14 protein-coding genes are annotated in these 12,722 nt (G+C 41.5%); 9 read left to right on the forward strand and 5 right to left on the reverse strand.

Translation table 11 applies throughout. From position 1 onward, the window contains the following. The first annotated feature begins 70 nt into the window (after positions 1-70). The 6 genes from ACPZ3T_RS23030 (at position 71) to ACPZ3T_RS23055 (ending at position 4,100) form a co-directional block, all read left to right on the forward strand. Complete coding sequence (locus tag ACPZ3T_RS23030) at positions 71-1,051, forward strand: aldo/keto reductase (protein WP_490271775.1); 981 nt, start codon at positions 71-73, stop codon at positions 1,049-1,051. Positions 1,052-1,147: 96 nt separating this feature from the next. Further along, positions 1,148-2,659, forward strand: a complete 1,512-nt coding sequence (gene ilvA, locus ACPZ3T_RS23035) for a threonine ammonia-lyase, biosynthetic (RefSeq protein WP_490271776.1) — start codon at positions 1,148-1,150, stop codon at positions 2,657-2,659. A gap of 324 nt (positions 2,660-2,983) precedes the next feature. After that, positions 2,984-3,214 carry an addiction module protein gene (locus ACPZ3T_RS23040; RefSeq protein WP_490271777.1) on the forward strand — a complete coding sequence of 77 codons (231 nt, stop codon included), beginning with the start codon at positions 2,984-2,986 and terminating at the stop codon, positions 3,212-3,214. After that, positions 3,211-3,516 (forward strand): type II toxin-antitoxin system RelE/ParE family toxin, encoded by a 306-nt coding sequence (locus ACPZ3T_RS23045; protein ID WP_490271778.1) that lies wholly within the window; start codon positions 3,211-3,213, stop codon positions 3,514-3,516. Before ACPZ3T_RS23040 ends, ACPZ3T_RS23045 begins: the two co-directional genes overlap by 4 nt. Positions 3,517-3,600: 84 nt before the next feature. Then, positions 3,601-3,819 carry a hypothetical protein gene (locus tag ACPZ3T_RS23050; RefSeq protein WP_490271779.1) on the forward strand — a complete coding sequence of 73 codons (219 nt, stop codon included), beginning with the start codon at positions 3,601-3,603 and terminating at the stop codon, positions 3,817-3,819. Further along, positions 3,816-4,100, forward strand: a complete 285-nt coding sequence (locus ACPZ3T_RS23055; RefSeq protein WP_490271780.1) for a type II toxin-antitoxin system RelE/ParE family toxin — start codon at positions 3,816-3,818, stop codon at positions 4,098-4,100. Before ACPZ3T_RS23050 ends, ACPZ3T_RS23055 begins: the two co-directional genes overlap by 4 nt. Positions 4,101-4,236: 136 nt before the next feature. Here the strand turns inward: ACPZ3T_RS23055 and ACPZ3T_RS23060 are convergent, their stop codons facing one another. Together ACPZ3T_RS23060 and ACPZ3T_RS23065 are read right to left on the reverse strand one after the other, a co-directional pair. Further along, a complete protein-coding gene (locus ACPZ3T_RS23060) occupies positions 4,237-4,875 on the reverse strand; it encodes a histidine phosphatase family protein (RefSeq protein WP_490271781.1) in 639 nt (212 codons plus the stop codon). A 351-nt stretch (positions 4,876-5,226) separates the two neighbouring features. Then, entirely contained in the window at positions 5,227-6,669 is a 1,443-nt protein-coding gene (locus ACPZ3T_RS23065; RefSeq protein WP_490271782.1) for an FAD-dependent oxidoreductase, read from the reverse strand. Positions 6,670-7,195: 526 nt separating this feature from the next. Here ACPZ3T_RS23065 and recJ point away from each other — a divergent pair. Beyond that, positions 7,196-9,508, forward strand: coding sequence for a single-stranded-DNA-specific exonuclease RecJ (gene recJ, locus ACPZ3T_RS23070; RefSeq protein ID WP_490271783.1), 2,313 nt, complete (start codon positions 7,196-7,198; stop codon positions 9,506-9,508). 146 nt (positions 9,509-9,654) lie between these two features. Here recJ and ACPZ3T_RS23075 read toward each other — a convergent pair whose 3' ends face one another. Further along, a complete protein-coding gene (locus tag ACPZ3T_RS23075) occupies positions 9,655-10,848 on the reverse strand; it encodes a site-2 protease family protein (protein WP_490271784.1) in 1,194 nt (397 codons plus the stop codon). A gap of 70 nt (positions 10,849-10,918) precedes the next feature. On the opposite strand from ACPZ3T_RS23075, the gene ACPZ3T_RS23080 reads away from it, so the two are divergent. Next, positions 10,919-11,092 carry a hypothetical protein gene (locus ACPZ3T_RS23080; RefSeq protein WP_490271785.1) on the forward strand — a complete coding sequence of 58 codons (174 nt, stop codon included), beginning with the start codon at positions 10,919-10,921 and terminating at the stop codon, positions 11,090-11,092. Between the two features lie 10 nt (positions 11,093-11,102). Here ACPZ3T_RS23080 and psaK (ACPZ3T_RS23085) read toward each other — a convergent pair whose 3' ends face one another. Both psaK (ACPZ3T_RS23085) and psaK (ACPZ3T_RS23090) read right to left on the reverse strand, forming a co-directional pair. Next, entirely contained in the window at positions 11,103-11,381 is a 279-nt protein-coding gene (gene psaK, locus ACPZ3T_RS23085) for a photosystem I reaction center subunit PsaK (protein ID WP_490271786.1), read from the reverse strand. Positions 11,382-11,582: 201 nt separating this feature from the next. Then, complete coding sequence (psaK, locus tag ACPZ3T_RS23090; protein ID WP_490271787.1) at positions 11,583-11,834, reverse strand: photosystem I reaction center subunit PsaK; 252 nt, start codon at positions 11,832-11,834, stop codon at positions 11,583-11,585. A gap of 165 nt (positions 11,835-11,999) precedes the next feature. Between psaK (ACPZ3T_RS23090) and ACPZ3T_RS23095 the strand changes: the two genes are divergently transcribed. After that, positions 12,000-12,668 (forward strand): phosphoribosylanthranilate isomerase, encoded by a 669-nt coding sequence (locus ACPZ3T_RS23095; RefSeq protein WP_490271788.1) that lies wholly within the window; start codon positions 12,000-12,002, stop codon positions 12,666-12,668. The last annotated feature ends 54 nt before the right edge of the window (positions 12,669-12,722 follow it).

Raw genomic sequence — 12,722 nt, forward strand, 5'->3', positions numbered from 1 at the left:
TTACGAATTACCAATTTTTATCACTAGTATTGTGGTTAAATAAACGATGAATTTTTAGGATACATTATATATGCAAGCTAGGCCAGAATTATCTTTACCGCAGATGGGTTGTGGTACTTGGGCATGGGGTAATCAGTTGCTTTGGGGATACCATGAGAGCATGGATGAGCAATTACAAGCCGTCTTTAACCTCTGTGTAAGTAATGGTGTCACTCTCTTTGATACTGGTGATTCCTATGGAACTGGACGCTTGCAGGGACGTAGTGAGTTACTTTTAGGGCAATTTTGTCGCTCTTATCAAGGTGTCAACCAAGATCATATCTGCATTGCTACTAAGTTAGCGGCATACCCTTGGCGATGGACACGCCAGTCGATGATTAAAGCTGGCAAAGCCTCGGCGCAACGCTTGGGTAGAAATGTAGATTTAGTACAGATGCACTGGTCAACAGCAAATTATGCTCCTTGGCAAGAGGAGGGACTTTTAGATGGTTTGGGTGATTTGTATGAACAAGGTTTAGTTAAGGGTGTAGGATTATCTAATTACGGTACTAAACGCCTGCAACGTGTACACAAAAAGTTTGCGGCGCGGGGAATACCGATTAAAACTCTGCAAGTCCAATATTCACTGTTATCTACATATCCTGTGACTGTATTGGGACTTAAAGAAGTATGTGATGAATTGGGTATACAACTAATAGCTTACAGTCCTTTGGCTTTGGGGATATTAACGGGGAAATATACAGAAAATAGTCCTTATCCCAAGGGTATCAGAGGTTTATTATTTAGACAATTATTACCCGGAGCGCGATCGCTGTTAGCCTGTTTACGAGCAGTAGCAGAATCTAGAAATAAAACTATGTCTCAAGTCGCCATTAACTGGTGCATTTGTAAGGGAACGATTCCTATCCCTGGAGCAAAATCAGTCACCCAAGCACAGAATAATATCGGTGCTTTGGGTTGGCAATTAGATGCGGGTGAAATTGCGGAGTTAGATCGAGCCGCCGCCAATACAGATAAAAAAATGGTGCAAAATATTTTTCAGACTAAATAATTGAATTAGTAGCGATCGCCAATAACTACCAAAGTATGGGGACAAACTTACCGTAAAATTAATCTTTATCTACCTCTTCCTCATTCCATCTACCCCATGCTTTGCGACTACCTAGTACAAATCCTGACTGCGCGTGTATACGATGTTGCCCAAGAGTCTCCTCTGGAGTCCGCCCCGAATCTTTCTGCCAGACTGAATAATCAACTCCTGTTGAAGCGGGAAGATATGCAGTCTGTATTTTCCTTTAAACTGCGCGGTGCTTACAACAAAATGGCCAACCTACCGCCAGATTTACTAGCACAGGGAGTAATTGCTGCCTCTGCGGGGAATCATGCCCAAGGTGTGGCGTTGGGTGCGCGACAGTTAGGTACAAGAGCTATTATCGTGATGCCGGTGACTACACCCCAAGTCAAGGTAGATGCAGTCAAAGCGCGCGGTGGTGAGGTGGTATTGCATGGAGACACCTATGATGATGCCTACGCCTTTGCTCGACAACTGGAGGCTGACAAGGGTTTAACCTTTATTCATCCCTTTGATGATCCTCATGTCATCGCAGGACAGGGAACTATTGGTATGGAAATTCTCCGGCAACACCAACAGCCCATTCATGCTATCTTTGTGGCCATTGGTGGTGGTGGCTTGATTGCGGGTATTGCAGCCTATGTAAAACGTCTCCGTCCTGAAATCAAAATTATTGGTGTCGAACCTGTAGACGCTGATGCTATGCACCAATCATTAAAAGCAGGTAAGCGGGTGCGGTTGTCCCAGGTGGGTTTATTTGCTGATGGGGTAGCAGTGCGGGAAGTCGGGGAAGAAACCTTCCGGTTATGTCAAGAATACGTAGACGACATTATCTTAGTAGATACTGATGATACCTGTGCCGCCATTAAAGATGTGTTTGAAGATACCCGCTCTATTTTAGAACCTGCCGGGGCATTAGCGATCGCTGGTGCAAAAGCCTATGTCGAACGGGAGCAAATTCAAGGACAAACCTTAATCGCTGTCGCCTGCGGTGCTAATATGAACTTTGATCGATTGCGGTTTGTCGCCGAGCGCGCCGAATTTGGCGAACGTCGGGAAGCCATCTTTGCAGTCACCATTCCTGAAACTCCAGGAAGTCTGCATAAGTTTTGTGAATGTATTGGCAGACGTAATTTAACTGAGTTTAACTATCGCATTGCCGACGAGAAAATTGCTCATATTTTCGTCGGGATGCAAATCCAAAACCGTGCCGATAGACTCAAGATGGTAGAAACCTTTGAAGCTTGCGGTTTCCCAACTCTCGATTTAACAGATGATGAACTAACAAAACTGCACTTAAGGCACATGGTTGGGGGACATTCTCCCCTAGCTGACAATGAATTACTCTATCGGTTTGAGTTTCCCGAACGTCCCGGCGCATTGATGAAGTTTGTTGCTTCCATGAGTCCTAACTGGAATATTAGTATGTTCCATTACCGCAACAACGGTGCAGATTACGGACGTATTGTCGTAGGAATGCAAGTACCACCCCAGGAGATGCAAGAATGGCAAGCATTTCTAGATACCCTCGGCTACCGTTATTGGGATGAAAGCCAAAATCCGGCGTATAAGTTGTTTTTGGGTTGAGGAAGTTGGTGGAACACTCTTACCATTCTTTACAGTTAACACTCAACGACTGGAAGCGGAATAAGAGCCTATTTATAAAGTAAATATTAACTAGTAAATATTAAGTAGGGTGTGTTACGGCAGTGTGAGGATTTGAGTATGAGCGAAAGTATAAATTGCCGTAACGCACCATAATCACACGGTGCGTTACGCGTTGCTTTAACGCACCCTACAATTTAAGCTTTACTTTATAAATCATCTCTAATTTATTTTTGAGAGTTTCCTAAATCAGTGATACTCGGATAGTTGAGCCTATAATTAGAATTGTTGGGAAGACTCCAAAGCATGAGTGAAACTGCCGAAAAACTTAAACTTGAACTTTCTCAGCTTTCTGCAAAAGAACGTGCTGAAATTGCCTACTTTTTAATTCATTCTCTAGATGATGATCTAGATGATGATCTAGAAACTGTTTGGGATACGGAATTAACCCAAAGGTTGGAAGATATTAATCGTAAGACATTTATTGGAGAGCCAATATATCAAGTTTTTGAAGAGTTACGAGAAAAGTATTCGTGAAGTTTATTGTTATCCATACCGAAGCTCGAAAAGAGCTTGATGCTGCAATAGCTTACTATGAAACGCAGAAAGTAGGCTTGGGACTAGATTTACTATCTCAAGTAGAAAAAGTTATTCTCAAAATTCAGCAAAACCCGAATTTAGGAACTCGATACAAAATTGAAGGAATACGCCGCTATGCTATTCAAAGTTTTCCCTACCTAATTTTTTATACGGAGCTTGAAGAAGTGATTTGGGTTATAGCGATCGCTCATTGTAAGCGCAAACCAAATTACTGGAAACAAAGAAATCTTGAAATATAAACTAATAACAATCAGCATTCGATAGATAACCTACTTTAATATTTGGGCTAGAATGGACTTAATATTAAACCTCAAATAAAACCCATGACACAACAAATATCAACGCTACAAACAGCAATTAATGTTGTAGAATCACTCGATCCAGAGGAACAAGCGATACTAGTGGATATTATAAGTAAACGGTTAAGCCAAAAACGTCGGAATCAGTTATTAAGAGAAGTTGCACAAGCTAGACAAGACTACCAACAGAGGAATATTCAACAAGGTTCTGTTTCTGATTTGATGGCGGAGTTAGATGAGTGAGAAATTTAGTTTGGAGTGCAGGTTTTGTACGTAAACTTAAGCGTCTCAGCAAGAAAAATCCACAGTTGCGATCGCAGATTGAAAAAGCCTTACAATTGTTAACTGAAGACCCTTTTGATTCCAGCTTACATACTCATAAATTAAAGGGTGATTTAGATGGAGTATGGTCTTGTTCAATAGATTATGATAATCGCATTTTATTTGAATTTGTTCCTAGCCCAGATTCAGGAGAGGAAGATATACTGTTACTGACTCTAGGCTCACATGATGATGTTTATTAGTTGCATCCATAATATCAAGAATTTTAGTGAAGAAATATCAGAGCGATCGCCTGATATTATGATCACGGATGTCAGAGGGAAATGCTACCCCATAACCTTCTTTGTTAGACAACAGTGTATGGTAACACTAGAAATTTTATGTTCCTGGACGAGAGCGAAGATGAATTGGTATATGATGGCGATCGCCTAATATTTCTAACAAAGGGCCATTAACATCAAACTTCACCATACTTACCGACGCAACCAAAATATTCACCCGATAGCGATAGCGTCCTAAATCAATTCCCAGTAAACTGCAAAGCAGAATCCGAATTGTGGCTTTATGGGAAACCACTAACACATTACCGTGGGGATGTTTTTCTTGAATTTCCGCAATTACAGGCATAGAACGGTTAGCAATATCTACCGCCGTTTCTCCACCTAGTGGTGCATTCCAAGCAGGTTCTGTCACCCATTTTATATAATTTTCCGCGTAATTCTCTTGGGCAAACGATTTACTCTTAGTTTCCCATTCGCCGTAACTACCTTCTCTAAGTCCATCACGCAATTGCATCTCCATACCAATAGCATCACAAAATGGCTTGGCAGTTGCAATTGTGCGCTTCATCGGACTAACATAAACCGCTTCCCACTTCAATTTTCGATAAACATCAGCAAAACTCTCTGCCATCTGTATCCCTTCCGAAGTCAACTCCGCATCTGTTGCACCGCAGAAATTACCACTTTGACTAAAAGTAGTTTCGCCATGTCGCAGTAAATATAAATTCAGTGTCATAATTTGTATTGGGATCAAAGAGTCTGTCCAGCAATAAACTACCATCAATCTTGCAATCAAGTATGTGATACCAGGACAAAGTAATCAACCAAAAAAGTCAATCAACCACAAACTTTTGAAAGCGTTACCATATAGCGTTTCCTAGTCTGCTGAGGTACAAATCTCTGCGTACCCACCGAAGTTATGATGCCTGCGGCAAGCCGCAAAGCGTCTACGGCGGAAGCCGCCGCTCATACTTCTCTCTCTCTCTGCGCTTTACTTTGCGTTCCTCTGCGTTTCAAAATATTATCTATACCTCACTTAACTAGAAATCGCTATAACGTACCCAACACTTTAAGTTTTACTTTATGATTACTTCGTAAAATGCGTAAGTCCTCTATCACTCTCAAAAAACCTATTTTGAGAGTTTTGTATATTTGTAAAATTCTCCTTGAGGATTCGTTGTAATACCTTAGTCAAGATGTTGATCTGAAAAAACACACTAGGTGGTTTAAGTAAGTGAACGACTTCTAAGAAAAGCTTGTGAATATCAGCACTTTCAGCAGCTAGCAGCAACACTTGATCAAAATACATCTGCATCAGATGTGTAATTAAATTCCGTTCTCCACCCACGGTAGTTTCCCAGCGCACATCTTCACCTGTCGCCATCAACCAAGGGACTGCAATAATTTTACTCAATTGCTTGTAAAAGCTTCGTTCTAACCCAACTAAATTGCCATGCTTACTTAAACATTCATCTAAAGTCAATGCACCTAAAGCCGCAGTAGTCATACCTTGTCCATAGACAGGATTAAAACAACAAACCGCATCACCTACTACCACTAACCCTGATGGTAATTTTGTTAGTTTTTCATAATAAAGCCGTCTATTTTCCGTGCGATGATAGGCATAAATGGGAGAAATAGCTTGAGCATCTTTAATTGTTTCGTAAATAATTGGATTCCGTAAACTACGAGCAAAGTCTAAAAACCCAGCCTCATCAGTAGGTGGATAGTCTCGACCAATTCCAGCCAGTGTAACTAACCAACGATTCCCTTCCACGGCAGTCATGACACCACTACGAGTCCCAGGTGCTTTTGGCACGACCAATGCACCCAACCAATCACCCTGAAATGTTTCTGGAAGTTGATATGAGCGGGTAGCATAGCCTAAAAAGGAATTAATGATAGTTTCCTGGGGTGGTGTATAACCCATTGCCTCTAACCACTCAGGAGTGCGAGAGTTTCTGCCACTAGCATCTACGACCAAATCAGCAGTAAAATTTGTGTGTATCGGGGAGTTATCCTGCTTATCATCTGATTTTTGCCGTACTTGTACACCTGTTACCTGAGTTTTGTTGGTGTTAGACAGCAATTTAGTCGCAATTGCCCCCTGTACAAATACAATCCGGTCATTAGTAACTAAACGACGACGGATCATTAATTCTAGTAAATTTCGAGTTAAACTGTAGATTTTCAAATCAGAAGGACAGCGAGGTGTCCATCCTCCTAAACCAAACCATAAGTAATCATAACTAGTATTAACTGTGACTGCCCCAGATGCAGCTAATTCACTTTGAATACCTGGAAATAGCTGTTCGAGAATATGTAAACCCCGTTTAAGTAAGACGTGGGCATGATGAGCTTGAGGCACACCACGCCGTGGTTCTGGTTGCTCACTCAAATGATCCCGTTCAATAATTGTTACCCGCTCAAAGTATTTAGTCAGCACCTGTGCTGCTAGCATTCCCGCAATACTTCCTCCAATCACAACAGCATGGCGTTGCTTGGGTTGGGCAATAGTTGATTCCAGCATCTGATATTTACCCCTTTATCAGAGATTGTCACAAAAAGTTAGAATAAAGCAATGGTTTTACTATGATTTAGGACTTACCCAGGTGTGACATTAAAATATGTCTTGTAGAGTGCGTCAGATATCAAAAATCTGTTTATTGAGATATTTAAGCAGTCTGACGCACCCTACTAGTATGCCAGTTGCGTAATTCCTGTAATTTTTTGTAAAACATTAACAGAATCGGCGTAAATCTCCACCTATACGAATGTTAGGTGGGGATATAAGTCGGGCTGCGACGATTGTATCTCCGACCAATGCCGTAAGGCAACAGAGGAGATATATGAGGAGTAGCCAAATATTTCTTTGAAAAGATTACTGCAATGTGTATATAATAGTTCAGAATGCTGTCCTCCTCTGGGACGGGGGAGGCTAACGCCAATGGAGAGGATGTCAGACCAATTCGCGGACGCAAATCTAAGATGAGGCAATCTTCTGTGAAGTTGGAAGCTCCCACTATAGCCTCAGCTTAGTTGGAGTAGCTCACTAAATGCAGTGGATTTTAACCGCCAATGAAGAACCACCAGCGTGGTTTGTTGAATTAGTAAAACAGTACATACCCACATCAAGGGGATTATTTGCAGCCGAATTATTATGGCAACGGGGTATTAAAGATAAATCACAATTAGCAGCCTTTATTGATTATAAATCATATCAACCAGCTAGCCCTTTTGAGTTTGGGCAAGAAATGCACTTAGCAATGACACGCTTGCTACAGGCGCGTAATGCAAGTGAAAAAGTGGCTATTTGGGGTGATTTTGATGCTGATGGGATTACTTCTACATCTGTACTTTGGGATGGGTTGGGACAATTTTTTATTCAACATCAACAGTTAACTTATTATATTCCCAATAGATTAAAAGAATCCCACGGTTTGAATGTATCAGGAATTGATAATTTAGCTAAACAAGGTTGTAAATTAATTGTTACCTGCGACACTGGCAGCACTAATATTGATGAAATTATCTATGCTCGAAACTTAGGAATAGATGTCATAGTTACAGACCATCATACTTTACCCGCAGAACGTCCACCAGTTACAGCCATTATTAATCCCCGTTATTTACCACAGGAACATCCACTGTTTAATTTATCTGGGGTGGCGGTGGCTTATAAGTTAGTTGAAGCCCTTTATCAAACTTTACCGGATATTCCCCAAGACCAATTAGAAAATTTATTAGATTTAGTTGCAGTTGGTTTAATTGCTGATTTAGTCAAATTAAGTGGTGATTGTCGATATTTAGCACAGTTGGGGATTCAAAAACTACAAGCGGATTTAAAAGAACCATCGGCTATGCGTCGTAGGCCAGGGGTAGGCAGATTATTAGAATTGTGCCAGAAAAATGGCGATCGCCCCACAGATATTTCCTTTGGTTTAGGGCCACGCATCAATGCTGTTAGTCGTATTCAAGGTGATGCAAGTTTCTGTGTGGAATTGCTCACAAGTCGGGATGTAAAACGCTGCCATGAATTAGCAGAAGTCACGGAATTAGCTAATACTAGGCGCAAGTCTTTACAGAAAGATGTCCAAGCACAGGTAGCTCAAAAACTCTCACATTTAGACCTATCAACTACTAGTGTAATTGTTCTAGAAGATTCTCAATGGCCTGCCGGTGTTTTGGGTTTAGTCGCTGGACAAGTCGCCCAGGAAACAGGCCGTCCGACAATTTTACTGAGTACAGAAGGGACTGGGGAAGATGTTTCCCCATCCCTAGCACGGGGTTCTGCTCGTTCGGTGAACTCTGTAGATTTATATCAGTTGGTGAAAGACCAAGCTTATTTATTACATCGGTTTGGTGGACATCCTTTTGCGGCTGGGTTGAGTTTACCTGTAGAAAATATTCCTTTATTTCGGGATGCAATTAATCAGCAATTACGGCAATCTTTAGGTAGTATTAATCTCTCGCCGACGGTACAAGCAGATATAGTAGTGACGGTAGCAGATTTAGGTAAAGAACTGTTTTTAGAACTGAAACTATTAGAACCTTGTGGAATGGGCAATCCTGTTCCTAAATTATTTATTAAAAACTGCTGGTTTGATAATGCTTGGCATCGTAATCAGCAAGATTTTCAAGGGAAAAAAGTACAGTACATTAAAACTGATTTTGATCTCCGTGATGATTCTACTAAAAACCCATTTCCGGGGATTTGGTGGGGACATTATAAAGATGAATTGCCTGTGGGTAGATGTGATTGTATTGCGGAGTTAGATTACAACACTTATAAAAAACGCTATGAAATTCGATTAATTGCTGTTCGTCCCAGTGAAGATGCAGTACCTAGCACTTATCAATCAGCACGGATTCTCGATTGGCGAAACTTACCTCAAGACACGATAAATTCTCCCTCTACAAAGGTTTTGAGCATCGATAATTGTCCTACTAATTGGCATGATTTGCGTAATTGGTGGCGGCGTTCTTTATACAATAATCAACAATTAGCCTTAGCTTGGTCTAAACCCAATCATCAATCACCGCAGGAAATTTGGCTAACTTTGGTTGGTGTTGCTAAATATCTAAGTCGGACAAATCAATTAGTAACTCGTGTAAAACTTTTGGAGAAATTGGGAGTTAGCGATCGCGCTTTATTTTTAGGGATTCAGGCTTTAAAATATTGGGGGTTCACTGTCACACGGCAAGACCGTGATTTACACTTCAGTTGGGATGCTACTAGAGTCTTAGAAGCAAAGGGTGATGTTGCCTTAGCAGAGTTTTTGGCTGCTGTCAGTGAAGAACAATTTCAACAGCAGTATTTTGCAGAAGTTCCTTTGTCTACTATTTTGGTAATGGTTAATCAAATTTGATCATGTAGTGGCGTGGCAAGACTAAACTCACACCTTGTACCTGGGTTAAAAACCGGATTTCTTGCAAATTCCTCAGCTTAGAAACCTTAATTTTTCGTTCAGAAACCCGGTTTTTTAGGGCTTGTTGAGTAATTACGAATTACGAATTAATTGATGGATTTAGCAATTATCCCCAACTGCAACCCAGGGGGATAACTACCTTCTTGCTTAATGCGCTTAATTTCTGCATCACTAATTCGTAAGCCTAATTTGTCTACCAAAGTCTTTATAATATCTCCTCGGTCAATAACTCCCCCCACTGCACCGGCAGGTGTCAGGACAGTCACCCGCAGTAAGTTATCATTTTCTAGCTTGTTGATGACCTCAGCCATAGAAGTTGACTCAGCAACCGTGGGTATTTCCGTCAACGGATGAACAATACTATGCAGAGTTTGGGTTTCCCATTCACTGCGTTCTACTAAGCGCAAATCCTCAATAGCTACCATCCCCCGGTAACGTCCATCGGAGGCAGCAAAATAAACCTCTGGTGCAGTAGTTGCTAATAAATATGCGTCAGCAAAGGAACGTAAATTCTGGTCAGCATCAATAACTCGAAAATCACGAGTCATCACATCGGCGGCTGTTACCTTGAGCAAGGTTTCTTGTAATGTGGTCATGCGGTCGTAGGTGTTGGCATTACGCACAGCAAACCAACCTAACAACGCAATCCATAAACCAGTGATTAACTCTCTAGTGAAGAAATCTACCACAAAACCCAAGGCGATCGCAGCATAACCTAAAATTTGTCCGGCTCTGGCGGCTAAATGTACAGCTTGAAAGCGATTACCAGTAATTTTCCATAGTGCAGCTTTTAATACTTGACCACCATCTAAAGGTAGTCCCGGAATTAAGTTAAATAAGGCAACAACCAAGTTAATTCTCGCCAAATCACCCACCATCATACTGATTGGGTTAGTATCAGGTACAACATTACCCCCTAATTTCAGAAGCAAAAACAGTCCCATACTCACCAATGGCCCAGCAATAGCCACCTGAAAAGCTTTACCTGGGGTTTTTGATTCTTCCTCAATTGCGGCAATCCCACCAAACATAAATAAGGTAATAGAATTAACTTTAATCCCTTGCGATCGCGCTGCTAAACTATGTCCCAATTCGTGCATTAACACCGAAGCAAACAGCAGCAACGCCATAATTATTCCCACACTCCAAGCTGTTACAGTTCCCAGTTCTTGGTAAGCTACACCAAAATTTAGAGTTGCTAAACCTAAAATGACAAACCACAGAGGGTCTAAATATAGGGGAATACCAAATAAAGACCCGATTTTCCAATTTGTTTGCATGAAATTATCCTGAAACTCAATATTTTCAGCAGACGTAGTTACTAAAAATATAATAAAAAAATAATCCGCTTTGGTTAGCTGGGGACTGGGGACTGGGGACTGGGGACAAGGGACTGGACTGGGGACTGGGGACTGGGGACAAGGGAGACAAGGGAGACAAGGGAGACAAGGGAGGAATATTTACGCCAATGCCCAATGCCCAATGCCCAATGCCCAATGCCCAATGCCCAATGCCCCTAACTAAATCAAAAACGCTAAATTATACCCAAATTTGTCAATCCCAAAACGGCAGCCACGCCAATGATATGACCAAAACTCATAGCTGCTAAGAATGTCGCCACACTAGGATTATTAAATAACGAAGCGAAAGGTAAAGGCATTCTCGGGCCAACATGGGGATACCAAACTGACCAACCAGAAATTAACAGTACTAACAAACAACTGCCAATAATAATCGGTGTTCCGGCCCAATTCCAACTTGTACCAGTGTTAGGAACAGTCACTTGCACTACTAACAGTGTTAATGGAAACATAGTTCTTTCTCCAGCATGAGTAAAATTTCTTGAGCTATGAGTTAATAGCCCAGTTAATACTCCACTAACAGAAGTTGTCTAATCCTCTCTCAAGAGAAAGGTTCAACAATCACTCTTGAGTCGAGTTGGTAACTGAAAAATCAGTAGCACTCATTTCTCAAGTCTCATAGCTGGAGAAAGAACAGAAATTACTCTAGATACTTACAGACGACCAATATTAGTCAATCCTAAGACGATACCAATACCAATCACATGGCCAAAAGCCATTGCACCAAAAAATGCGGGAAAACTCAAGGGTAGTCCGGGAAATTTGGGGCCGACTTGCGGTTTCTCAATTCTCAGAGTTAGCAAAACAGCTATTGCACTACTAACACTGATAATAATAGCTACAGTTGGACTCCATTCAGGTGTGACTGGTACAGATGCAGCCGCAGCCAATAAATTTGGTGTCATCAAGCTCTTGTCTCCTAATAAATGTTTTCAGTACTGAGTGCTGTGTTAAAAAACTCAGCACTAGGCACTAAGTTTGGTCAAATTTAATGTAGACCTAGAAAATTATAGAGTTAGTTAGGACATCACCGAAATTCAGTTTTTCAGTTTGGTGTATTGAAAATTCCTATGCGTGTAAAAATTTGCGGTATCACCCAACCACAACAGTCACTAGCGATCGCTTCTTTAGGCGCAACTGCCCTAGGATTTATATGTGTACCTACCTCGCCCCGCTATGTTACCATCCCTCAAATCCAGGCGGCGGTGACAGACTTACCCCAAACCATTGACAAAATCGGTGTTTTCGCCAACGCCAGTTTGACCGAAATTATTCAAGTTGTTTCTAGTGCTGGTTTAACTGGTGTCCAGTTACACGCCGACGAATCCCCAGAATTTTGCGCTCAGTTGCAACAAGCTTTACCGCAAGTAGAAATTATTAAAGCCCTGAGAATCCGCAATGTTGAGCATTTAGAACAAGCTATGACTTACACTCAACACATAGACACTTTATTACTAGATGCCTATCACCCCCAACAATTAGGCGGTACAGGGCAAACTTTAGATTGGCAGATGTTACAACAATTTCGCCCGAGTTGTCCTTGGTTATTAGCAGGGGGACTGACACCAGACAATATTCTACAAGCCTTAAGTTTAGTCAATCCCGATGGCATTGATTTATCAAGTGGTGTAGAAATTAAACCCGGAAATAAAGATTTAGAGAAAGTTGCCTTACTGTTTCAGAGGTTAGGGCAGGGGGGCAGGGGGGCAGGGGGCAGGGGGCAGGGGGAGACAAGGTAGACAAGGTAGACAAGGGAAAGAATTTTAGATTTTAGATTTCGGATTTTAGATTGA

This window comes from Aliinostoc maniaoense (assembly GCF_058172895.1).

Excerpts from the sequence above, each read along its gene's own strand:
- ACPZ3T_RS23030 (WP_490271775.1), top strand. The coding sequence starts at position 71 with ATGCAAGCTAGGCCAGAATTATCTTTACCGCAGATGGGTTGTGGTACT.
- ilvA (WP_490271776.1), top strand. The coding sequence starts at position 1,148 with ATGCTTTGCGACTACCTAGTACAAATCCTGACTGCGCGTGTATACGAT.
- ACPZ3T_RS23040 (WP_490271777.1), top strand. The coding sequence starts at position 2,984 with ATGAGTGAAACTGCCGAAAAACTTAAACTTGAACTTTCTCAGCTTTCT.
- ACPZ3T_RS23050 (WP_490271779.1), top strand. The coding sequence starts at position 3,601 with ATGACACAACAAATATCAACGCTACAAACAGCAATTAATGTTGTAGAA.
- ACPZ3T_RS23060 (WP_490271781.1), bottom strand. The coding sequence starts at position 4,875 with ATGACACTGAATTTATATTTACTGCGACATGGCGAAACTACTTTTAGT.
- ACPZ3T_RS23065 (WP_490271782.1), bottom strand. The coding sequence starts at position 6,669 with ATGCTGGAATCAACTATTGCCCAACCCAAGCAACGCCATGCTGTTGTG.
- recJ (WP_490271783.1), top strand. The coding sequence starts at position 7,196 with ATGCAGTGGATTTTAACCGCCAATGAAGAACCACCAGCGTGGTTTGTT.
- ACPZ3T_RS23075 (WP_490271784.1), bottom strand. The coding sequence starts at position 10,848 with ATGCAAACAAATTGGAAAATCGGGTCTTTATTTGGTATTCCCCTATAT.
- psaK (WP_490271786.1), bottom strand. The coding sequence starts at position 11,381 with ATGTTTCCATTAACACTGTTAGTAGTGCAAGTGACTGTTCCTAACACT.
- psaK (WP_490271787.1), bottom strand. The coding sequence starts at position 11,834 with ATGACACCAAATTTATTGGCTGCGGCTGCATCTGTACCAGTCACACCT.
- ACPZ3T_RS23095 (WP_490271788.1), top strand. The coding sequence starts at position 12,000 with ATGCGTGTAAAAATTTGCGGTATCACCCAACCACAACAGTCACTAGCG.